The organism is Microbacterium sp. C23T, from assembly GCF_053345975.1.
In genome coordinates this window covers 16,255-38,293 of the sequence record NZ_JBKFBD010000009.1, presented here as the reverse complement: position 1 = coordinate 38,293, position 22,039 = coordinate 16,255, and the positions used below count along the sequence as shown (strand labels likewise).

Genomic DNA, 22,039 nt, shown 5'->3' with positions numbered 1-22,039 from the left:
TCATCGGGTTTCTTGACATCGGTAATTAATCATGTTTACTCTGGCGTCGCAACCAAAGATCCGAGGTTTCCGAATCCGGGTCGGTGGATCCCGAACCTTTCCCACGACGCCGTCGTCGGATGAGACAGGAAGATCGATGACGCTCTTAGAAGCCGAGACACAGGCCGCTCCAGAGCCCGCCTGGAGCGCCAAGCGAGGACGCCGCGAACGCCGCAACGCGAACGCGACCGCGCCCTCCCACCGCGGCGACGCGCGGCTGGCATGGATCCTCATCGCCCCCGCGATGATCGGATTCCTGGTGTTCGCGGTGTACCCGACGCTGCGCGGCATCTACCTGAGCTTCACGAACTTCCGCGTGCTCAGCCCACCCGAGTGGGTCGGCCTCGACAACTTCATCGAGCTTCTCGGCGACGACGTCTTCTGGAACGCGCTATGGGTGACGATCTACTTCGTCCTGGTCGCAGTGACCCTCACGGTGGCGGTTTCGGTGCTCACCGCGGCGGTGCTCCACCGCCTCACCTCGTCGACGGTCATCCGAGGACTCATCATCCTGCCGTTCCTCATCTCGTCGGTCGTGGCGGCCACGGTCTGGTCGTGGATGCTCGACACACAGCTCGGCATCATCAACATCGCGATCGAGGCGCTGGGTGGCGAGGGGCAGCAGTTCCTGAGCTCCCGGGCGCTTGCGATCCCGTCGATCGCGCTGATCCACGTGTGGAAGAACATGGGCTACACGTCGATCATCATCTTCGCGGGCCTGCAGACGATCCCCGCGAGCGTCTACGAGGCCGGCCGGATCGATGGCGCGAGCGAGACGCAGATGTTCTTCCGGCTGACGCTGCCGCTCCTGCGCCCGATCCTGGCACTCGTCGTCGTGTTGAACGTCATCGGGGCGTTCCAGGTCTTCGACATCATCGCGGTCACCACCAAGGGCGGACCGGCCAACGCGTCGAACGTGCTGCAGATGTACATCTACAGCAAAGCCTTCGGGCAGTTCGACTTCGGCTACGCGTCGGCGATGTCGCTCGCGCTGTTCGCGATCCTCATCGCGATCACCTTCATCCAGATGCGCCTGCTGCGCGCTAACGAATCGGACACCAACTGATGCGCACCAAGCCTCGGCTCAGCGTCGGACGGATCCTCGCATGGGTCTACCTGATCGCGATCCTCCTCATCACGATCTTCCCCTTCTACTGGATCCTGCGCACCGCTCTGTCCGACAACTACGCGCTTCTGGCGAACCCGTCGTCGATCCTTCCGGTCGACTTCACGTGGGGACCCTTCCGCCGGGTGCTCGGCCTCGCCACCCCTGAGGAGGCGCTGGCCGAGGGCGGCTCGGGCGCCTCGATCGAGCTCGGCCGGTACATCTTCAACTCGGTGGTCTACGCGACGCTGTCCACGGGCCTCATCGTCTTCTTCTCGACGATCGCCGCGTACGCGTTCGCGCGCCTCCAGTGGAAGGGCCGCGAGCTCGTCTTCTCGCTGTTCCTCGCGGCGCTCATGGTACCCGGCATCCTCACACTGCTGCCGAACTTCGTGCTGGTGAAGGAGCTCGGCCTCCTCAACACGTTCGCCGGCATGATCCTGCCGTACGCGCTGTTCTCGGCGTTCAACATCTTCTTCCTCCGCCAGTTCATGCTCGGCCTGTCGACCGAGACCGAGGAGGCCGCGCTCATCGACGGCGCCGGCCGGGTACGCATCCTGTTCGGCATCACCCTCCCGATGACGAGCGGGCCGATCGTGACGCTGTCGATCCTCGGCTTCATCGGCATGTGGAACGACTACTTCTGGCCGCTGCTGGTGACCTCCGACGAATCGGTGCAGCCGTTGACGCTGGCCCTCGCCGTCTTCAAGCAGGCGTCGCCGCAGTCGCAGCCCGACTGGGCAGGCCTGATGGCCGCCACGCTGGTGGCCGCGGCGCCGATGCTCGTGCTCTTCATGGTCTTCGGCAAGCGCATCGTCAACTCCATCGGATTCACGGGGCTCAAGTGACCGCCATGACCCGTACCCTGCAGCTCTCGTGGGATTCACCCGCCGCCCGGTGGGAGGAGGCGGCCCCGCTCGGTAACGGCCGCATCGGCGCGATGGCCTTCGGCGGCGCGTCCGCACGCTACGCGCTCAACGATGCCACGGTGTGGTCGGGCACTCCCGACGGCCCCTCGCACGCGCTGCGCGACGTGGTCGCGGCAGGCGCGGGTCCCGAGCGCCTCGCCGCGGTGCGCGCCGCCCTCGACGCCGGCGACGTGCGCAGCGCGGAGGACCTCCTGATGTCGTTCGAGGGCCGCTACTCGCAGGAGTTCCTGCCGCTCGCCGATCTGGCGGTGGAGATCACGGATGCTGCGCCCGCGGCGCCCGCCCGCGTGCTCGACCTGGACGAAGCCGTGCTGACCGAGACCCTCCGCGTGCCCGGCGGCACCGTGCGCCGACGGTCATGGGTCTCCGCCCCGGCCCAGGCGCTCGTCGTCGAGCTCACGTCGGACGCAGGCTTCACGGCATCCATCTCCCTCTCGACCCCGCTGCACACCGTCGCCGCCCACGGGCTCACGCTCGACGTCGAGATACCGATCGACGGCGCACCACTGCACGAGTCCATGGTGGAACCGCCACTGCGGTACGCCGACGACGACTCCGACTTCGACGCCTTCGCGGCCGTCGCGGTCGCACTGGACACCGACGGTTTCGTGGAGGCCATGCCCACCGGCGTGACCGTCCGCGAGGCTCGCCGGCTGCTGATCGCCCTCTCCACATCGTCCCGCGCCGAGTTTTGGTGGGCCGGCGCGGACGAGGAGTGGCGGACCGCCTCCCGCGAGGCGATCCGGGACCGCGCACGAGGGCGGGCGGAGGCCGCGGCACACCGCGCGTCCGCCGAGCTTCTCGCCGAGCACGTCGCCGACCGGCGGCGCATCACTCGGGCGCGGTTCGCGATCGGCGGTCGCCGGGAAGGCACGTGGGACGTCGATCGTGACGTGCTGCACGGCGACGATCCGTTGCTCAAGGCGACCATCGCGGCCGAGTACGGCGCGTATCTGCTCACCTCGTCGTCACGCGCGGGCGGTCCGGCCGCGAACCTGCAGGGCATCTGGAACGACCGGCTGCGACCAGCGTGGTCGTCGAACTACACGATCAACATCAACACCCAGATGAATTACTGGGCGGCCCCCGTCCTCGGGCTCGACGACCCCATGGAGCCGCTGTTGGCGCTGGTCGAGCGCGTCGCGCGCACCGGCACCGACACCGCGCGCCAGCTCTACGGTGCCCGCGGCTGGGTGGCACACCACAACACCGACCTGTGGGGATGGAGCCTGCCGGTCGGCATGGGGCACGGCGCGCCGAGCTGGGCGATCTGGATGATGGGCGGCGTGTGGCTCACCCACAACCTGTGGGACGCCTACGAGGTCGGCGGCGATCTCGAGCTGCTGCGCTCCCGCATCTGGCCGGTCATGCGCGGTGCCGTCGAGTTCTGCCTCGACTGGCTCGTCGCCGGACCCGACGGGACGCTCCGCACCTCGCCATCGACGTCCCCCGAGAACTCGTTCATCGGGCCGGACGGCGCGGCAACCGCGATCGGCCTGACCGCCGCCTCCGACCTGTCCCTCATCCAAGGGTTGTTCGAGCGCGCGCGGACCACGATCACGGCGCTGGGCATCGACGACGACCCGCTCGCCGCAGAGATCGACAGTGCGCTGGCGGCGCTGGAGCCGCTGAGCGTCGGCGCCGACGGCCGCCTGCGGGAGTGGTCCGCCGACGTCGTCGAGGTCGAGCCACTGCACCGTCACCTCTCGCCCCTCATCGGCATGTACCCGCTCGACACGCTGACCCCCGAGCGGGAGCCGGCGCTGTTCGGCGCCGGCGTGCGGCTGCTCGACGCGCGAGGCTCCGGCGCGATGGGCTGGTCGTGGGCGTGGAAGATCGCCCTGCGCGCGCGCACCCGCGACGGTGACGCCGCCGCGGCGCTGCTCGACGAGGCGCTGACACCGTTCGACGGCGACGTCACCCGGCACGGCCCGGTCGACGGCTCGGAGTGGGGCGGCCTCCTGCCCAACCTCTTCAGCACGCACCCACCGTTCCAGATCGACGGCAACCTCGGCTTCTCCGCCGGGATCGCCGAGCTGCTCGTGCAGAGCCACGGCGGGATCGTGCGACTGCTGCCGGCACTGCCGTCGTCGTGGACCGTCGGAGAGGTGCAGGGCATCGGTGCTCGCACCGGTCTCGTCATCGATCTCGCGTGGCAGGAGGGCGTCCTCACCCGGGCGCGCCTGCGCGATGCGCTCGGGATCGACCGCGTCGTGGTCGTCGAGTACGGCGGCGCCCGGGTCGATGTGCGACTCCGCGGCGACTCGTCGGTCGAACTGACCGCGGAGGAATTCACGGATGCCGCCTCGCTCGCGATCGGAGGACGCCATGCGCGGTGAGACCGTCATGGTCGACATGCCGACCACGCAGACCGAGCCCGCCGACTTCGACTCCTTCTGGGCCGAGACGCTCGCCGAGACCCGGCACCACCCCTTGGACGTGACCATCGAACCGCGCCCGACCCGCCTGGCCGTCCTCGACGTGTTCGACGTGACGTTCCGCGGGTTCGGCGGCACGCGCGTCCACGCCTGGCTCCGCGTCCCCCGGGGCGTGAGCCGGGCCCTCCCCGGGCTCGTGCAGTTCTTCGGGTACGGCAACGGCCGCGGCCATGCGCTGCGCGACCTGCGCTGGGCCGCCGCCGGGTACGCACACCTCGCCGTCGACGCGCGCGGCCAAGGACACGGCGAAACCGACGACGACGCACCCGACGGCGGGCCGTCGGCAGGAGGATTCCTCACCCGCGGGCTCCGCTCCCCGCACGAGTACTACTACCGCCGCGTGTTCGCCGACGCCGTCCGCGCCGTGGAGGCACTGCGGTCGCTCGAAATGGTCGATGCGCGTCGCGTCGGCACAGTGGGCGCAAGCCAAGGCGGCGGCATCTCGCTCGCGATCGCCGGGCTCGTTCCCGACCTCGCTGTCGCGATCATCCAGGCCCCGTTCCTGAGCGAACTGAATCGCGCCGCCGAACTCAGCACCGAGTTCCCATACTCCCTGCTCACGCAGTACTTCTCCGACCGACGCCTCGACACCGCGAGGGCACTCGACACCCTCCGCTACTTCGACGGCGTCAACCACGCCAAGCGCGCGACCGCGCCGGCCCTTCTGAGCACTGGGCTCATGGACGGCATCACGCCGCCCGCATCCGTCCTCCCGGCCTTCACCGCCTACGGCGGCGAGAAGCAGATCGTGCTGTGGCCCTACAACGGCCACGAGGCCGGCGGCGACCTCGACGAGGAAAACGCCCTCGACTTCGCCGCGGCGCATCTCGCGTCCGGCTCCCGACCCACCGCAACACACCCCACGGGCGCCGTCGGCGCCCCACACCTGAGTGAGGAATCATGAGACAGCAGCGCACCCTCGCGGCCCTGGCCATCGCGTCCATCGCGGTCGCGGGACTGACCGCGTGCTCGTCGGCCGGCGCAGGCGGCGACGCGGACGGAAAGACCACCGTGAACTGGTGGACGTGGAGCGACACGCAGGCCGCGTCGTACCGCAAGTGCATCCCGGGTTTCGAGGAGGAGAACCCGGACATCACGGTGAAGATCTCGCAGTACGCGGTCGACGACTACTTCACGAAGCTCACGACCGGTTTCGTCTCGGGCACCGCCCCGGACGCGTTCCAGAACAGCGTGCCGCTGCTGGGCGAGTACGCCGGCCAGGGCCAGATCATGGCGCTGGACGACCTCATCGAGAAGTCGGGCTACGACTTGTCGGTCCACGACATCGGGCTCGACTCGTGGGTGTTCACCGACGGCAAGCGCTACGGCATCCCGCTGGACTGGGCGGGCTCGGCGGTGTACTTCAACGAGGATCTGGTCACCGAGGCGGGACTCACCGCCGACGACATCAAGAACATGACGTGGAACCCCGAAGACGGAGGCACGTTCGACGACGTCATTGCGCGCCTCACCGTCGACGCCAACGGCGTGCGCGGTGACGAGGCCGGCTTCGACCCGAAGAACGTGAAGACCTACGGCATCGGCAGCCTGGCATCTGCGGACTTCAACGGCCAGACGTCGTGGAACCCGTTCGTCTCGACGCTGGGGTGGCGCCTCGGTGGCGATGACACCGCGTGGCCGACCGAGATCCCCTACGGCGACCAGGACTTCGTGAAGACCCTCGACTACATCCGCACGCTTGGCGATCGCGGTCTCATGCCGACGTTCGGCCAGTTCAGCGTTTCGGGCGCCGAGCAGCTGGGCTCGGGCTCAGTCGCCATGATCCAGGGCGGCACGTGGGACATCGGCCCGGTGTCCAACATCCCCGGCATCAAGGTCGGCGTCGCACCCACCGTCGACGGCCCCGAGGGCCGCATGATGATCAGCAACTCGAACGCGAACAACATCTTCACCGGCACCAAGCATGTCGACGAGACGTGGAAGTGGGTCAGCTACATGGGCACGGTGGAGTGCCAGACGATCGCCGGCGCCGACGGCTACCTGCTCCCCTCGATCTCGGAGGCGCTGCAGGCATCGGTCGAAGCGCAGGCCGAGAAGGGCGTCGACATGTCGTCGTTCCTGACCGCGCTCGACGAGGGCGAGCTCTACCCGGCGCCGCCGACGGTGAACGGCCAGGAGCTGGCCGACACCATCCAGCCGATGTTCGAGGCCTACTTCACGGGTGAGCGCGACGACGACGTGTTCCCGGAGATGCAGACCAAGACGCAGGACATCCTGGCCGAGTGACGTGTCGTGGGCGGGACGCACGGCGTCCCGCCCACGATTCGCTACCGTATCGACAAGACCCGAGGAATCCATGGACCACGACACCGCCGCCCGCACGACGCTCATCCGCTCGGCGTCCGATGCGAGCTCGAGGGTGTTCGCGACGATCCTGACGCGCAGCCCGATCAGCCGCATCGACATCGCGCGGCACACCGGACTCTCGCAGGCGGCCGTGACCAAGGCGGTCTCGCCGCTCGTCGCCGCCGGCCTCGTCGATGCTCCCCCCGTCACCCAGCGCGACGGCCTCCCGGGGCGTCCCGCGGCGCCGGTCTCGATCGTGCCCGACGCGATGGTGATGATCGGTATCAAGGTCAACCCCGACGAGGTCATCGCCGTGGCGACCGACCTCGCCACCACCGTCCTCGGGAGCGAACAGCGTGCCCTCGCCACCCACGATCCGGAGACCGTCGCTGACTGCGTCGTCGACGTCGTCGCGGCGCTTGAGCTGCAGCTGGGTGACAAGTCCGCGGCGATCGCGGGCGTCGGCGTGGCCGTCTCGGGTGACGTCGACACGTCGACCGGGGTCGTGCGCGCGTCGGCGATCATGGGCTGGACCGACGTGCCGTTCGGCGCAACGCTCCAGGCGCGGCTCGCATGGCCCGTAACGCTCGAGAACGACGTGCACGCCCTCACCGTCGGCGAGCACTGGTTCGGCGTTGGGCTCGGGACGGCGTCATTCGCCATCGTCACCATCGGACGCGGCATCGGCAGCGGCCTGCACCTCAACGGCCAGGTCGTCTCCGGCGCCTACGGCGTCTCAGGCGAGATCGGGCATCTGCCGCTCGCCGCGCCCGAACATGTGTGCTCTTGCGGACGCCACGGCTGCGTCGAGGCGGTGGCGGCGACCTCTGCCATCGAGGCGGCCGTGTCGGCGGCGCACGGCCGCGACGTGGGCATCGACGAAGCCGTCCGCCTCGCCCACGCCGGCGACCCGGCGGCCGAAGCCGCGTTCCGCGAGGCGGCGCGCATCATCGGCACCGCCATCGCCACCCTCGTGAACCTCACCGGGCCCGAGCTCGTCATCATCGGCGGCGAGGGCGTGTCGAATTTTGACCTTTTCGATCAGACGCTGCGGAGCGCGTTCGACGCCCACGCGTTCGGCGCCGCGGCACGTTGCCCCATCGTCACGCGCCCACACACCTTCCAGGACTGGGCCCGCGGCGCCGCCGCGGCCGCGATCCAGTCGCTCGTCCGCTGACGCCGCGCCTCGGCATCCATCCATCCCCCGGAGGGGTCATGTCCGTCATCACGTACGCCCGCGCCATGCTCGTCGACATCCCGGTCGAGACCGTGCGCACCGACGCGGTGCAGTCCTTCGTCAAGCAGGAGACGATCGTCGTCGACCTCGAAGCCGCCGACGGCACGCCGGGCCGCGGCTACTCGTACACGATCGGCACCGGCGGCCGTGCGGTGCTGTCGATGCTGCGCGACCACCTCCTGCCCGCGGTGATCGGCCAGGACGTCCGTCGCCCCGAGGCGGTGTGGCGGCACGCATTCACCCAGACCCGCGCCACTACGGTCGGCGCTATCACGTCGCTCGCCCTCGCCGCGATCGACACCGCGGTGTGGGATGCCCGCTGCCGACGCGACGGCGAGCCGCTGTGGCGCGCCGCGGGCGGTGCCCGGCCGGAGGTGCCGCTCTACGACACCGAGGGCGGCTGGCTGCACATCGACACCGACACGCTCGTCGCCAACACCCTTGCCGCGCGCGACGGGGGCTGGCACGGCTCGAAGCTCAAGGTCGGCTCGCCCGACGCCCGCCGCGACATCGAGCGCCTCGCCGCCGTGCGCGACGCCGTCGGGCCGGGCTATCCGCTCATGGTCGACGCGAACCAGGGGCTCACGCTCGCGGACGCCCGGGCGCTCGGTCGCGCCATCGAACCGTCGGGCATCTCATGGCTCGAGGAACCGCTCCCCGCCGACGACGTGTCGGCGCACGCGCGGCTCGTCGAGTCGACGAGCATCCCGATCGCGATCGGCGAGTCCCTCTACTCGGTCGCGCAGTTCAAGGAGTACCTCATCCGGGATGCTGCGACCATCGTCCAGCCGGACGTCGCCCGCGTGGGCGGCATCACGCCCTGGCTGAAGATCGCGCACCTCGCCGAGGCGTTCAACGTGCCGGTGGCCCCGCACTTCCTCATGGAGCTGCACGTGAGCCTCGTCGCCGCGGTGCCCAACGGGCGGATCGTGGAGTACATCCCCCAACTGCGGGCCGTGACGACGGCCGACCTGAAGGTCGTAGACGGCCGCACCGTCGCGTCCGACGAGCCGGGCATCGGCATCTGGTGGGACGACGATGCACTCGAGGACCTGCGCGTCGCTTGAGCCCGGACTCTACGCGAAGCGCACGGTCTGCTGCAGGCGCGTGCGGTAGTCGAACACCTCGTTGCCGCCGACGTCGCGGGCGCCCGTGATGCCGCGACGCAGCACCGTGGCCAGGGCGCTGCGCGAGACGACCGCGACGCGCACGCCGCGCACGCGGCCGATCTCGTCGATCGGGGTGAGGACGTCCTCGTCGGGGAGGACGACGATCGCGCCGCTGAACCGCACGCCGGCGGCGCGCGAGATCACCCGCATGTGCGAGAGCAACTCGGCGAGCGGGGCGCCGGGGACGCCGTCGCCGACGAACTCGCCGCGGCGGATGCGCACCGGGCCGCCGAAGTCCTCCGACAGCACGCCGTACAGGCCGCTCGGCCCGAGCACGATGTGGTCGATCTTCGCGTCGGGTTCGGTCCCGCGCCCGGCCGCGGCCACGTCGTGCCACACGGTGTACCCCATGCCGAGGTCGGCCACGATGCGGGCCGTCGCCTCCTCGGCGAGCGCGTCGGCCAGGAGGCGGCGCAGCGCCACCGGGGCCGAGCGGACGAGCGCCGGGTCGTACGGGTCCTCGAGCGTGACGCCGCGGCCGGCCCACTCGCGGATCAGCGTGAGGTAGCGCTCGCGGCGCCAGCCGCCGGGATGCCCGTAGGAGCGGGCGCGCGGCCGCGTGTCGGTGCGCGCCGCGGGCGGTCGCCAGCCCGACCACTCCGGAGCCACCGCTTCGCCGAAGCCGTGCCCGCGGTCGTAGGCCGCGCGGGCCTCCGGTGTGCCGACGAGCTCCCACGCCCGCTGCACCTGGATGAACACCGCCGCGTCGCCGCCGGTGTCGGGGTGCGTCTGCCGAAGCCGCAGTCGATAGGCCTTGCGGAGGGTCTCCTCGTCGACCTCGGGGGCGACCGCGAGCACCTCGTACGCCGACGCCGAGAGCGGACTGTCGAACACGTGCCCTCCCCCGGGACTGCGATGGCGGATGCTGCGCGCCGCTGCCTGCGGCGGGACTCAGGTTACGTCACGCCGGGGTATCCGGGCGCCGCTCGTTGCGGCGCGCATACGCGGCGGCGCTGCGGCTCGACAGGGCGAGCAGCAGCAGGATGTCGATGCTCAGCGACAGGAACGTCCCTTGGATCTCGATCTCCTGCCCCTGCGCGCACCACGCGGTGAACGACGTGCTGATCGACAGCACGGCGATGAACATGACGAACACGCGCGCCCAGTTGTAGCCGCGGAAGACGAAGAACGCGAGCGCGAGGTCGATGAGGAGCACGGTCGCCCCGGTGCCGATCACGAGCCACAGCGCGGCCTGCTTCCCTTCCGGCGTCGGGTCGAAGCCCTCGAGCACGGAGTCGGGATCGGAGAGGATCGCGTCCCATCCGGTTGCGATGCTGACGAGCACCACGACGCCGGCGAGCACCCGCAGCACGATGAGCAGAACGCCGGCCACCGTCGAGATCGGACGCTTCATCTCCGGGTCGAAGCGCGGCGGCTTGAGCAGTCGCTTGGCGGGTTCGTACGCGGGCCGCTTGTGCGGCGCGGGCAGCTCGGCGGTCATGCCGGCACCTCCCCCGCGCTTCCCGCGCTCTCCACGCTCGGCTCGACCGCGCGCACGTCCACGATGGGGAGGTCCCCGTCGGTGCGGATGCTGTCGCCGCCGCCGTTGCGGGCGTGATAGCCGGTGGCGAAGTCGGGGATGACGTCCACGGTGACGCGGGAATCGGCGTCCGTCACCGTCTGGACGATGTGGTCGCGCTCGACGTCGGTGTCGGCGTCGATGCGGTGAGTGACCTGCAGCGTGAACAGCGACAGCCCGACGCTGGTGTCGAAGGTGCCGGCGGCGAGCCAGTCGACGCGGCGCCCGCCGGGCAGCAGCCAGTCGTCGGGGCAGCGCCAGAACCGCACGTGGTGGCGCTGGGCGGGGTTCCCGTCGACCTCCTGCTGGTAGGCGAAGTCCTGCTGGCGTCCGAAGAGGAAGAGCGGGCTCACCGGCGCCTCGTCGTAGCTGCGACGCGTGAGCGTCGACGTGATGATGCGCCACGACGAGCCGAGGGTCACCGGGTCGGCCTCGGTCCAGCCGGCGGCCTCGAGCGATGCGCGGATCTGGTCACCGGTGCCGTGGAACGCGAGGTTCACGGGGTCGCCGAGGAGTCCGTCACTGGTCCGGGTGCGGCCGATGAAGTAGTCCGGCACGTAGATCGTGGTGAGGATGCGGTGTAGCCGCGGCAGCACCAGATACGCGAGCAGCACCCAGAACGCGAGGAAGAACGGGATGCCCCACCACCCGACGTGGAACGTCTCGGTGAGGCTGAGATACGCGAGCCAGAGGGCCGCGAGCCCCGCGAAGACGAAGAAGAACCAGTCGATCGCGACGCCGATCGAGTAGCTCCTCCGCCGCCGGGTGCTCACGATCCCTCCTCGCCGCCGACGCCCGCGTCAGTCCCAGAGCGGAACGTCGGGCCGGTGGCCCAGGGCGGTCTCGGCGACATCGTCCGGCAGGTCGGCGAGGGTCGCCGGCTGCCACTTCGGCGTGCGGTCCTTGTCGATCACCTGCGCCCTGATGCCCTCCGACAGGTCGGGCTGGGTCGTCGCGAACCACATCACCAGCCCGTACTCCTGGTCGAGCGCGTGCCTGAGCCCCGGCAGCTCCCGCGCGCGCCGGATCGCCGCCAGCGTCACGGCGAGACCGGTCGGCGACAGTTCGCCCAGCAGATCGGCGGTGGCGGATGCCGCGGGCTCGGGGCGCGCCCGCAGCCTCTCGACGATCCCGGCCACCGTGTCGGCCGCGAACGCGTCGTCGATCCACTCCCGCGCGGAGATGAGCTTCGAGGGCGCGGGTGTCTCGTCGAACAGCAGGACGAGCTCGGTCGGGCTGGAGGGATCGGCCCGCGTCTCGAGGGCATCGCGGACCGCGTCGAGGTTCTCGTGGGGCACGTAGTGGTCGGCGAATCCGGCGTAGATGGCGTCCGAGGCATCCATCACCGCCCCCGTCAGCCCGAGGTACTCGCCCAGACGGCCCGGCGCGTGGGCGAGCAGCCAGGTGCCGCCGACGTCGGGGGTGAAGCCGATGCGGGTCTCGGGCATGGCCAGCTGCGAGCGCTCGGTCACGATGCGGATCGCGGCGTGACCGGCGACGCCGATGCCGCCGCCCATCGTGATGCCGTCGGCGAAGGCGACGAACGGCTTCGGGTATTCGGCGATGCGCGCGTTGATCGCATACTCGGCGCGGAAGAACACCGCCGCGTCGTCGGCGCGGCCGCTCGTGACCTGCTCGGCGAGGCCGCGCACATCGCCGCCGGCGCACAGCCCGCGCTCGCCGGCGCCGTCGAGCAGCACCACGTCGACCTCGGTGTCGTGCTCCCATGCGTCGAGGGCCGCGTGCAGCTGCTCGACCATCCCCAGGTTGAGCGCGTTGATCGCCCGGGGCCGGTTGAGGGTGAGGCGCCCGAGCCCTCCGCTCGTGCTCACGAGGACGGTGGGCTCCGCGGCTGCTTCGGCGAGGTCGGTCACGAGCGCAACGTTACCGGCAGGGCGAACTTCTCCCACGCTGAGACCGGATTTCCGCCAGGATGGGACGGAGTTCTGCTGTGAGTCCGCAATGGAGCGGCCCCGTACATTGCCCCGCGGGTTGTCGCCCACGACCAACGAGAGGGTTCGGCATGCCCGACGGCCAGTCGCTGGAGTTCTCAGGTGTCACCAAGCGCTTCGGCGCCGTCACGGCGGTCGCAGGCCTCACAGCTCGGGTCGAACCCGGAATGGTCACCGGATTCCTCGGCCCGAACGGCGCAGGCAAGACCACGACACTGCGGATCCTCCTCGGGCTCGTCACGGCGACGGACGGCCACGCCACGATCGGCGGCAAGCGCTACGCCGAGCTCGACAGGCCACTGCAGACCGTCGGCGCGGTGCTCGAGGCATCCAGCTTCCATCCCGGCCGCAGCGCCACCGCGCACCTCACGATCTACGCGCAGGCCGCCGGCATCGCGAAGGCGCGGGTCGGGGAGGTGCTGGACCTCGTGGGGCTGACGGATGCTGCCGGCCGCAAGGTCGGCGGATACTCGCTGGGAATGCGCCAGCGCCTCGGCCTCGCGTACGCGCTGCTCGGCGACCCGGGCGTGCTGGTGCTCGACGAGCCGGCGAACGGACTCGACCCCGAGGGCATCCGCTGGATGCGCGGCTTCCTCCGCCAGCTCGCAAGCGAAGGCCGGACCGTGCTCGTCTCGTCGCACCTGCTCGCCGAGGTGCAGCAGACCGTCGACGCGCTGCTGATCATCTCGCGCGGACGCCTCGTGTTCCAGGGCGCCGTCGACGAGCTGACGGACCCGCGCGAGTTCGCCACCGTCGTCGACGCTCCCGACCGGGCGGCGCTCGGCGCCGCGCTGAAGGCCGCCGGCGTGCCCTTCGAGGTGCTGCGGTCCGGGCTCACCGTGCGCGGCGTCGACCCGACCGCGGTCGGCGCGGCTGCTGCCGCCGGCGGCGTCGCGCTCTCGGCGCTGCACCGCCGCGGCCCCGCGCTCGAGGAGGTCTTCCTCGATCTCGTCAACGGCACGCGCGTGCATCCGAGCGCGGCCGGAGGCGTGGATGCTGCGCCCCCGGCGCCGGTGGCGGAGACAGAGTTCGAATCCGACGAGGCCCCCGAGTCGGCGCTCACCGCAGCCGCGCTCGACGCTGAAGCCACGGGCGCACCCGGGGCTGCGACAGCCCTCGCCGCCGCGGCCGGCGCCGCCTGGGTCTCCGAGCGCGACGAGCCCCGCGAAGACAGCGAGCCCGAAGCACCCGAAGCCCCCGCCGACCACCCCCGGTCGTTGAGCGAGCGAGGAACGAGCGAGACGAAACGCGCCGAGCCCGGCGCGGACAGCGAGCCCGGGGCGCCCGTCGCACCGGCGCCGGTCGCCTACGCGGTCGCGAGCACCGGCGTGATCGACATCGTGCCGTCCGCGGCCCCGGAGGACGCCGACTCCGACGTGGAGGCCATCGGCCAGATCGACGAGGAACTGTCGGCCGAGCCTGAGGCGGTGCCGGCGCCCGAAGCCGAGCCGCAGCCCGGCCCCGCATCGGACACCGAGCCGCAGCCGGAGCCGGAGCCGGAGCCGGAGCCGGCCTCGGAGCCTGCCGACCCGTGGGCACCCGAGGACGCGGATCCCGACGTCGAGGCCATCGGCGAGATCGACGACGAGCTCTCGACGCCCGAGCCGCCGGACGCCGACGACGACCGCCCGTGGGAGCACTACGTCAAGACCGACTCCGACATCGAGGCAGACGCGTTCTTCGCCGCCTTCGACCACACCGCCGCCGCGCGAGAGTCGGAGCCCGCCGCCGTGCCCGAGCCCGAGCCCGAGGCCTGGGTGCCGCCCGAGGCGGAGGCCTTCGAGGACGCCGTCGGCCACACCCCGCCCGCGGAGACCGCCGAATCCGAGCCCGGGCCGGGCGCCGAGGCATCCATCTCCTCCGAAAGCGACCCGGCGACCGACGCCGTCACCGCACCGGCCGACGAGGAAGGGGGCGACCGATGAGCCTCACCGCCGCGACTCGCGCCGAGGGCACGAAGCTGTTCTCCACGAGCATCTGGTGGATCCTCGCGATCGTCCTGTTCGCGTACGTCGCGTTCACCGCGGCGGCCCTCGGCTTCGTCTACGCGGCCGCCGCGACCGGGTCGCTCCCCGGCAACGCGCCGCCGATTCCCGAAGAGGGCCTCGCGGCGACCCTCTACAGCACCGCGACCACCGTCGGCTACGTCTTCCCGCTGCTCGTGGGCACCCTGATGGTGACGGCGGAGTTCCGCCACAAGACCCTCACCCCCACGTTCCTCGCGACGCCGCGCCGCGGCCGCGTGCTCGTCGCCAAGCTCGCCGTCGGCGTGCTCATCGGCGTCGTGCTCGGCCTGATCGGCATCGTCGCGGCGGTCGGCACGTCCGCGGCGTTCCTCGCGGGCTTCGGTCTCGAGACCGACATCACCTCGCCCGACACCTGGGCGATGCTGGGACGGATGTTGCTCGCCTACGTCCTCTGGACGCTCATCGGCGTGGGCGTCGGCGCCCTCGTGCGCAATCAGGTGGGCGCGATCGTCGGCGTCCTCGTGTTCACCCAGTTCATCGAGCCGATCGGGCGCACCGCCGCCGCGTTCGTCGAGGGGCTGTCGGACGTCACGCGCTTCCTGCCGGGAGCGGCGAGCGATGCGCTGGTCGGCGCGAGCGTCTATGCGGCGACGATCCCGCAGGGCTCGGCCGACCCGCTCGAGTGGTGGGTGGGCGGCCTCGTGCTGCTCGGCTACGCGATCGTGTTCGTCGTGCTCGGCCACCTGGTGAGCTGGCGGCGCGACGTCAGCTGACCGGTCCCCGAAAGGTCAGACGGCGGGAGCCGGCGCCGGCGTCTTGCGCCCCCGCGGCTTGCGCTCGGCGACGACCGGGATCGTGCCCGTCTCGGCCGCGATGTCGACGACGTCGGTCGGCTCGGCCGCGACCTCGACCCGCAGGGCCTGCACGAGCGCGAGGCCGTGGCGCGTGGTCAGGATGACCCGCTGGAACTCGGGGTGGTCCTCGAGGTCGATCACGACACTGGGCCTGTGGCGGCGGATGATCGCGAAGTCGTCGCCGCCCGCGGAGCGCCAGGTGCCGGCGGCGATGATTCCGCGCACGTGGGTTCCGGGGCTCGGGATGCCGCGCAGCCACGTCCAGGCGTCGTCGGTGAGCTGCACCTTGGTGATGGTCGACCGCTCGATGACGACATTCCCCTTGCGGAATGACAGGGCGCGCTCGGACACCGACAGCACGACCTCGAGCTGCGTCGAGTCGAGCAGCAGCGTCACCATGTGCCCAGTCTGCCAGCGCGGGCGCCCGGAACCGGACTGATTTGCTTACGGGAGGGCAACGATCCAGCGCCCCGGGGTCCGCAGGCGGTGCAAGACTGGATCGGTGACCGTCGTGTCCCCCTCCGTCACCGCGTCCCCCGGAGCGGCCTCGCCCACCGCCGTCGACGCCGCGCTCGCGCGCGCCGCGGCCGGCGGACGTCTCGACGCCGCCGACGCCGAGACGCTGCTCGGCGCGACGGGCGAGCGGTTCGAGCGTCTGCTGGAGATCGCCGGGGAGCTGCGTGATGCCGGGCTCGCAGCATCCGGTCGTCCTGGGGTGATCACGTACTCGCGCAAGGTGTTCGTGCCGCTCACGACCCTGTGCCGCGACCGCTGCCACTACTGCGTCTTCGTCGACACCCCCGGGCAGCTCCTGAAGAAGCACAACCCCGCGTACATGTCGCCCGAGCAGGTGCTGGCCGTCGTGCGGCAGGGCCAGGCGATGGGCTGCAAAGAGGTGCTGCTGACCCTCGGCGACCGTCCGGAGGACCGCTGGCCCGAGGCCCGTGCGTGGCTCGACGAGCACGGGTTCGCCTCGACCATCGAGTACGTCGCGCACATCGCCCGCCTGGTGACCGCCGAGACGGGGCTGCTCGCCCACGCCAACCCGGGAGTCATGAGCGCCGAAGAGCTGCGGATGCTGCGGCCCACCGCGCCGTCGATGGGCATGATGCTCGAGACGACCTCGCGTCGCCTCTTCGAAGAGCCCGGGCAGGTGCACTTCGGCTCGCCCGACAAGGACCCGGCGCTGCGGCTCGAGGTGATCGACGCCGCCGGACGCGAGCGCGTGCCGTTCACCACCGGAATCCTCGTCGGGATCGGCGAGACCGTGCGCGACCGCGCCGAGTCGCTGGTCGCGATCCGCGAGGCCCACGAACGTCACCAGGTGGACGGACAGGGCCACGTGCAGGAAGTGATCGTCCAGAACTTCCGCGCGAAGCCCCGCACCGCGATGCAGGGCGCGCCCGACGCGGAGCTGCTGGAGTACGTCGCGGCGGTGGCCGTGGCCCGCCTCGTGATGGGTCCTCGGATGCGCATCCAGGTGCCCCCGAACCTCTCGGATGCCACCGAGTTCGGCCTGCTCGTGCGCGCCGGCGCCGACGACTGGGGCGGCGTCTCGCCGCTCACCGCCGACCACGTGAACCCCGAGCGCCCGTGGCCGCACCTCGACGACCTGGCCCGCATGACGTCGGAGCTCGGCTTCGAGCTGCGCGAGCGCCTGACGGCGCAGCCCGAGTTCGTGCTCGATCCCGAGACGTGGATCGACCCCGCGCTGCGCCCCGCGGTCGAGGCGCTCGCTGATCCCGAGACCGGACTCGCCGCGTTCGCGGACACTCAGGGCGTTTCGTCTTCGGGCGCCAGAGCGCCCTTCGCTCAACGACCGGGGGGTGCGGTTCCCGCTTCGCCCCGCTCGTTGAACCACATCCGCCGGCTCGCCGAGGCCGCGGCGGCGGACCCGCTCGCGCTCGACGACGCGGAGTGGGTCGCACTCCTCCAGGCGGCCGGCGACGACCTCGACGTGCTCGCGGCGACCGCCGACGACGTGCGCCGCTACACCGTGGGCGAAGCGGTCACGCTCGTGGTGAACCGCAACCTCACCTCGACGGGCCTCCGCTCCACCGCGACGGACGACCCCGCGACGTTCACCCTCGACGACGTCGAGGCGATCGCGGCGGACGCGTGGGACCTCGGCGCCTCCGAACTCTGCGTTCAGGGGCTCCTCCCGACTTCCGAAGACCCCTCGGGCTATCTCGACATCGCGCGCGCGGTGAAGGCCGGGGCACCCGGCATCCATCTCCACGCGTACCGCCCCCAGGACGTGCGCGACCTCGCCGACCGCTCTAGCCTCTCGCTCGACGCGGCCCTCGCCGCGATGCGCGAGGCGGGCGTCGACACCGTGCCGGGCACGGGCGTCAAGGTGCTGAGCGAGCGCGTGCGCGGGCTGGTCGCGCCGACCGACCTCGAGATCGACCGCTGGGTCGAGGGCATCACCGCCGCGCACCGCGCCGGATTCAGGTCGACGAGCGTCATCTTCTACGGTCACGCCGAGACCGCCGCCGAGCGCATCGCGCACCTGCGGCAGCTGCGGGCCATTCAGGACGCGTCGACAGGCTCAGCGACCGGGGGCGGGTTCAGCGAGTTCGTGCCGATCCCGCTTCCCGGACCCGCCGGCGGCGTTTCGCTCGTTCCCGGCCGCGCACCGCTCGACGAGCACCGGGCCATGGTCGCCGTCTCGCGGCTGCTGCTGTCGGGCAGCATCCCGCACATCCAGATCCCGTGGACGCGCGTCGGGCGCGAGGCATCCGTCGTCCTGCTGCAGTCCGGCGGCGATGACCTCGGCGGCACCCTCCTCGACGGCCGCGTGAAGCCCGAGGCGGGCATCGAGCATGGCCTCGAACTGCCCGTGACGGATGCCTCGGCGATGGTCGCGCGGCTGTTCCGGCCGTTCCGCCTGCGGACCACGACCTACGGTCAGGTGGGCCCGCGGTGACCCGCGTCGAGGTCGCCATCGTCGGTGCCGGGTTCGCCGGCATCGGGGTGGCGTCGGCGCTGCGCCGCGCGGGCCGCGAGGACTTCGTCGTGCTGGAGCGGGCAGCATCCGTCGGCGGCACGTGGCGCGACAACACCTACCCCGGCATCGCGTGCGATGTGCCGTCGCACCTGTACGGCTTCGCGGCCCACCCGAACCCCACGTGGTCGGGCACGTACGCGAAGGGCGCGGAGATCCACGCGTACCTCGAGCACGTCGTCGACGCCGAGGATCTGCGGGACCGGGTGCTCCTGCGCACGCCGATGCGCACGGCCGAATGGGATGCTGCGCACGACGTGTGGCGGCTCATCACGCCGTCCGGCGTCATCACGGCCGACGTGCTCGTGCTCGCGTGCGGGCGCCTCACCGAGCCGACGATCCCGCGGATCGCGGGCCTCGAGCACTTCCCCGGGCCGCTGTTCCACTCCGCGCGCTGGGACCACTCGGCCGATCTCGCGGGCGCCCGCGTCGGTGTCGTCGGCACCGGTGCGAGCGCGGTGCAGATCGTCCCCGAGCTCGCGCGCACGGCAGCCCATGTCACGCTTTTCCAGCGCACCCCCGCGTGGATCGTGCCGCGCGGCGGCGACGCCTACTCCGACGCCGACCGCGCCCGTTTCGCCGCCACCCCGCAGGAGCTGGAAGCACTGCGGGCCGACCTCTACGCCGAGGGCGAGGCGCGTTTCGCGTCGCGCTCGGGCGACTCCGCCGCGGCGGCGGAGGCCGAGGCCGTGGCGCGCGCGCACTTGGAGCGCCAGGTCGCGGATCCCGCGCTGCGCGCCGCGCTCACCCCCGACTACGCGTTCGGGTGCAAGCGCGTGCTGCTGTCGGACGACTTCTACCCTGCTGTCGCGTCCGAGGCCGTGACGCTCGTGCCGGAGGCGCTCACCGAGGTGGACGGCTCGACGCTCGTCGCTTCCGACGGCACCCGCCACGAGGTCGACGCCCTCGTCCTCGCGACGGGTTTCGCCTCGACGCGCCAGCCGTACGCCGAGCTGATCAGCGGTGAGGGCGGCGTGACGCTCGCCGAGCACTGGTCGGGCGGGATGACGGCGTTCGCCTCGACGGTCGTCGCCGGCTTCCCGAACCTCTTCGTTCTCAACGGGCCGAATGCCTCGCTCGGCCACTCGTCCTCGGTCCTCATGCTCGAGGAGCAGGCGGGCTACGTCACGCGCGTCCTCGACGCCCGCGGCGGCCGCGCGCTGCGGGTCGACCCCGACGCCGAGCGCACCTACACCGACGAGATCGCGCGGGCCGCGGCATCCACCCGCTGGATGACCGGCGGCTGCCGCAACTGGTACGTCGACGAGCGCTCGGGCAGGCTCGCCCTGCTGTGGCCGGGCACGGTCGACGCGTTCCGCGAGCGGCTCGCCCGCGCCGACGGCTCCGAGTTCCTGCCTGAACCCGCCATCGAAGGGATACCCGCATGACCGTTCCGCTGCGCTTCGGCTACAAGGCGTCCGCCGAGCAGTTCGGCCCCGCCGAGCTCCTCGACTACGCGATCCAGGCCGAGGAGGCCGGGTTCGACTCGGTGTTCATCTCCGACCACCTGCAGCCGTGGCTGCACGACGGCGGGCATGCCCCGGCATCCGTGCCCTGGCTCGGCGCGCTCGGCGCGAAGACCTCGCGCGTGCTCATCGGCACGTCGGTGCTGACGCCGACGTTCCGCTACAACCCGACCGTCGTCGCCCAGGACTTCGCGACGCTCGGCGTGATGTACCCGGGCCGCGTGATCCTCGGCGTCGGCACGGGCGAGGCGCTCAACGAGGCGAACCTCGGCATCACGTGGCCCGATCCGCCGGAGCGGTTCCAGCGGCTCAAGGAGGCCATCGGGCTCATCCGCCGACTCTGGTCGGAGGACCGCGTCAACTTCGACGGCACGTACTACACGGCCCGCAACATCACGATCTACGACAAGCTTCCCGAGCCCGTGCCGATCTACATCGGCGCCGCCGGTCCCGCCGCGACACGCCTCGCCGGCCGCATCGCCGACGGCTTCATCACCACGTCGGGCAAGAAGCGCGAGCTGTACACCGACACCCTCCTTCCCGCACTGCACGAGGGCCTCGAGAAGGCCGGCCGCCCGGCCGACGCGATCGACACGCTGATGGAGATCAAGGTGTCGCTCGACGAGACCATCGAGGCCGCGAAGGAGAAGACCCGCTTCTGGGCGCCGCTGGCGCTCACGCCCGAGGAGAAGATGGGCATCGACGACCCCATCGAGATGCAGCGGCTCGGCGAGGCGCTGCCGATCGAGCGCGCCGCGTCGCGGTTCATCGTGTCGGACGACCCCGACGAGCACGTCGAGCGCATCGGCTGGTACATCGGCCTCGGCTTCCGTCACCTCGTCTTCCACGACCCCGGCCACGACCAGGGCGCGTTCCTCCGGATGTACGGCGAAGAGATCCTTCCGCGCCTGCGCGCGAAGTACACGTGACCCCGCTGTTCGGCCGGCGCAAGCGCGCCGTGGAACCGTCCGCACCGACACACCGCTGGGTCGTCGTGGTGCCGGTCAAGCCGTCGGCGCGCGCGAAGTCGCGGCTCGACGTCGACGGCGTGGGTCGCGCGGATCTCGCCCGCGCGATCGCGCTCGACACGCTCGCTGCGGCGACCGCGTGCGATCTCGTCGCGCAGGTCGTGGTGGTGACCGACGACGCCGCCCTCGCGCGTGACGCAGCGATGATCCCGGCGCTGCGATTCGTCCCCGAGGGCGACGCGCGCGGACTCGACGCCGCGGTGGCGGCGGGCGTCGCGGCGATCGATCCGAACGGACGGATGCCGCGCGCCGCCCTCCTCGGAGACCTTCCGGCGCTGCAGCCCGCCGACCTCGCGGACGCGCTGCGGGCCGCAGCATCCCTCCCCCGCGCCGTCGTTCCCGACGCGGAGGGCACCGGCTCGACGCTGGTCACCGCAGGGCCGGGCACCCCGTGGGAGTCGTCATTCGGCGACGGCTCGTTCGCGCGGCACGTCGCGCTGGGATGCGAGCCGCTTGCGATTCCGGATGCCTCGACCCTGCGCCGCGACGTCGACACCGCCGACCAGCTCGACGCCGCCCGGGCCCTCGGCCTGGGCCCGCGCACCGCTGCCCTCCTCACCTCCTCCCCCGGATAGCCTGGCCCGATGAGCGACTACCAGGTGCTGGAGATGGGCGGGCTCGACGAGTGGCGGGCGCACTACGGCGGGTTCACACCCGACCGCTCGCGCGACGGGCGCCGCGTCGTCGACCACGACATGACGATGCAGTACATCGGCATGACGGCGAACGCGTTCGAACCGGGTGAGCAGGCAGGCTACTGGCACTCGCACGCGAACGTCGAGGAGCTGTACGTCTTCCTCGCCGGCCGCGGACAGATGGGGCTCGACGACGACATCGTCGACGTGGGCCCGGGGACAGTCGTGCGGGTCGGGCAGGGCGTGTGGCGCACGTGGCGGGCGACGCCCGACAGCCCCGAGCAGCTGCGGTGGCTGTGCATCCGCGCCGGCGGCACCGAGCTGCCGCACCTGCCCGACGACAGCACGCGCGACAACGACCGCCCCTCCCCGTGGAGATGAGCGCGA

19 protein-coding genes are annotated in these 22,039 nt (G+C 71.5%); 14 read left to right on the top strand and 5 right to left on the bottom strand.

Annotated elements, in window-relative coordinates:
* Positions 1-136: 136 nt before the first annotated feature.
* The 7 genes from ACLBXX_RS06840 (at position 137) to ACLBXX_RS06810 (ending at position 9,122) form a co-directional block, all read left to right on the top strand.
* Positions 137-1,105, top strand: coding sequence for a carbohydrate ABC transporter permease (locus ACLBXX_RS06840; protein ID WP_447657414.1), 969 nt, complete (start codon positions 137-139; stop codon positions 1,103-1,105).
* Positions 1,105-1,992, top strand: coding sequence for a carbohydrate ABC transporter permease (locus ACLBXX_RS06835; protein ID WP_447657413.1), 888 nt, complete (start codon positions 1,105-1,107; stop codon positions 1,990-1,992). The genes ACLBXX_RS06840 and ACLBXX_RS06835 overlap by 1 nt, the downstream gene beginning before the upstream one ends.
* Before the next feature lie 5 nt (positions 1,993-1,997).
* A complete protein-coding gene (locus tag ACLBXX_RS06830; RefSeq protein ID WP_447657412.1) occupies positions 1,998-4,412 on the top strand; it encodes a glycosyl hydrolase family 95 catalytic domain-containing protein in 2,415 nt (804 codons plus the stop codon).
* Positions 4,402-5,415 (top strand): acetylxylan esterase, encoded by a 1,014-nt coding sequence (locus ACLBXX_RS06825; protein WP_447657411.1) that lies wholly within the window; start codon positions 4,402-4,404, stop codon positions 5,413-5,415. Before ACLBXX_RS06830 ends, ACLBXX_RS06825 begins: the two co-directional genes overlap by 11 nt.
* Entirely contained in the window at positions 5,412-6,758 is a 1,347-nt protein-coding gene (locus tag ACLBXX_RS06820) for an ABC transporter substrate-binding protein (RefSeq protein ID WP_447657410.1), read from the top strand. The genes ACLBXX_RS06825 and ACLBXX_RS06820 overlap by 4 nt, the downstream gene beginning before the upstream one ends.
* 70 nt (positions 6,759-6,828) lie before the next feature.
* Positions 6,829-7,995 (top strand): ROK family protein, encoded by a 1,167-nt coding sequence (locus ACLBXX_RS06815; RefSeq protein ID WP_447657409.1) that lies wholly within the window; start codon positions 6,829-6,831, stop codon positions 7,993-7,995.
* Positions 7,996-8,033: 38 nt separating this feature from the next.
* Complete coding sequence (locus ACLBXX_RS06810; protein WP_447657408.1) at positions 8,034-9,122, top strand: mandelate racemase/muconate lactonizing enzyme family protein; 1,089 nt, start codon at positions 8,034-8,036, stop codon at positions 9,120-9,122.
* A 9-nt stretch (positions 9,123-9,131) separates the two neighbouring features.
* On the opposite strand, the gene ACLBXX_RS06805 is transcribed toward ACLBXX_RS06810, so the two are convergent.
* The 4 genes from ACLBXX_RS06805 to ACLBXX_RS06790 form a co-directional block, all read right to left on the bottom strand.
* Positions 9,132-10,058 carry a J domain-containing protein gene (locus tag ACLBXX_RS06805; RefSeq protein ID WP_447657407.1) on the bottom strand — a complete coding sequence of 309 codons (927 nt, stop codon included), beginning with the start codon at positions 10,056-10,058 and terminating at the stop codon, positions 9,132-9,134.
* A gap of 67 nt (positions 10,059-10,125) precedes the next feature.
* Positions 10,126-10,665, bottom strand: coding sequence for a hypothetical protein (locus tag ACLBXX_RS06800; protein WP_447657406.1), 540 nt, complete (start codon positions 10,663-10,665; stop codon positions 10,126-10,128).
* Positions 10,662-11,516, bottom strand: a complete 855-nt coding sequence (locus tag ACLBXX_RS06795) for an LssY C-terminal domain-containing protein (RefSeq protein WP_447657405.1) — start codon at positions 11,514-11,516, stop codon at positions 10,662-10,664. The genes ACLBXX_RS06800 and ACLBXX_RS06795 overlap by 4 nt, the downstream gene beginning before the upstream one ends.
* Positions 11,517-11,543: 27 nt before the next feature.
* Complete coding sequence (locus tag ACLBXX_RS06790) at positions 11,544-12,617, bottom strand: enoyl-CoA hydratase/isomerase family protein (protein WP_447657404.1); 1,074 nt, start codon at positions 12,615-12,617, stop codon at positions 11,544-11,546.
* A 149-nt stretch (positions 12,618-12,766) separates the two neighbouring features.
* On the opposite strand from ACLBXX_RS06790, the gene ACLBXX_RS06785 reads away from it, so the two are divergent.
* Together ACLBXX_RS06785 and ACLBXX_RS06780 are read left to right on the top strand one after the other, a co-directional pair.
* Positions 12,767-14,620 carry an ATP-binding cassette domain-containing protein gene (locus ACLBXX_RS06785; protein WP_447657403.1) on the top strand — a complete coding sequence of 618 codons (1,854 nt, stop codon included), beginning with the start codon at positions 12,767-12,769 and terminating at the stop codon, positions 14,618-14,620.
* A complete protein-coding gene (locus ACLBXX_RS06780; protein WP_447657402.1) occupies positions 14,617-15,435 on the top strand; it encodes an ABC transporter permease in 819 nt (272 codons plus the stop codon). The genes ACLBXX_RS06785 and ACLBXX_RS06780 overlap by 4 nt, the downstream gene beginning before the upstream one ends.
* Before the next feature lie 15 nt (positions 15,436-15,450).
* Here ACLBXX_RS06780 and ACLBXX_RS06775 read toward each other — a convergent pair whose 3' ends face one another.
* Positions 15,451-15,915 (bottom strand): hypothetical protein, encoded by a 465-nt coding sequence (locus ACLBXX_RS06775; protein ID WP_447657401.1) that lies wholly within the window; start codon positions 15,913-15,915, stop codon positions 15,451-15,453.
* Positions 15,916-16,027: 112 nt separating this feature from the next.
* On the opposite strand from ACLBXX_RS06775, the gene cofG reads away from it, so the two are divergent.
* The 5 genes from cofG to ACLBXX_RS06750 are packed head-to-tail and all read left to right on the top strand — an operon-like array spanning position 16,028 to position 22,033.
* A complete protein-coding gene (cofG, locus tag ACLBXX_RS06770) occupies positions 16,028-18,445 on the top strand; it encodes a 7,8-didemethyl-8-hydroxy-5-deazariboflavin synthase CofG (RefSeq protein WP_447657483.1) in 2,418 nt (805 codons plus the stop codon).
* Positions 18,442-19,911, top strand: coding sequence for a flavin-containing monooxygenase (locus tag ACLBXX_RS06765; RefSeq protein ID WP_447657400.1), 1,470 nt, complete (start codon positions 18,442-18,444; stop codon positions 19,909-19,911). The genes cofG and ACLBXX_RS06765 overlap by 4 nt, the downstream gene beginning before the upstream one ends.
* Positions 19,908-20,918 (top strand): glucose-6-phosphate dehydrogenase (coenzyme-F420), encoded by a 1,011-nt coding sequence (gene fgd, locus ACLBXX_RS06760; protein ID WP_387141406.1) that lies wholly within the window; start codon positions 19,908-19,910, stop codon positions 20,916-20,918. The genes ACLBXX_RS06765 and fgd overlap by 4 nt, the downstream gene beginning before the upstream one ends.
* Positions 20,915-21,592, top strand: coding sequence for a 2-phospho-L-lactate guanylyltransferase (cofC, locus tag ACLBXX_RS06755; protein WP_447657399.1), 678 nt, complete (start codon positions 20,915-20,917; stop codon positions 21,590-21,592). Before fgd ends, cofC begins: the two co-directional genes overlap by 4 nt.
* Positions 21,593-21,601: 9 nt before the next feature.
* Positions 21,602-22,033, top strand: coding sequence for a cupin domain-containing protein (locus ACLBXX_RS06750; protein ID WP_447657398.1), 432 nt, complete (start codon positions 21,602-21,604; stop codon positions 22,031-22,033).
* Positions 22,034-22,039 lie beyond the last annotated feature (6 nt).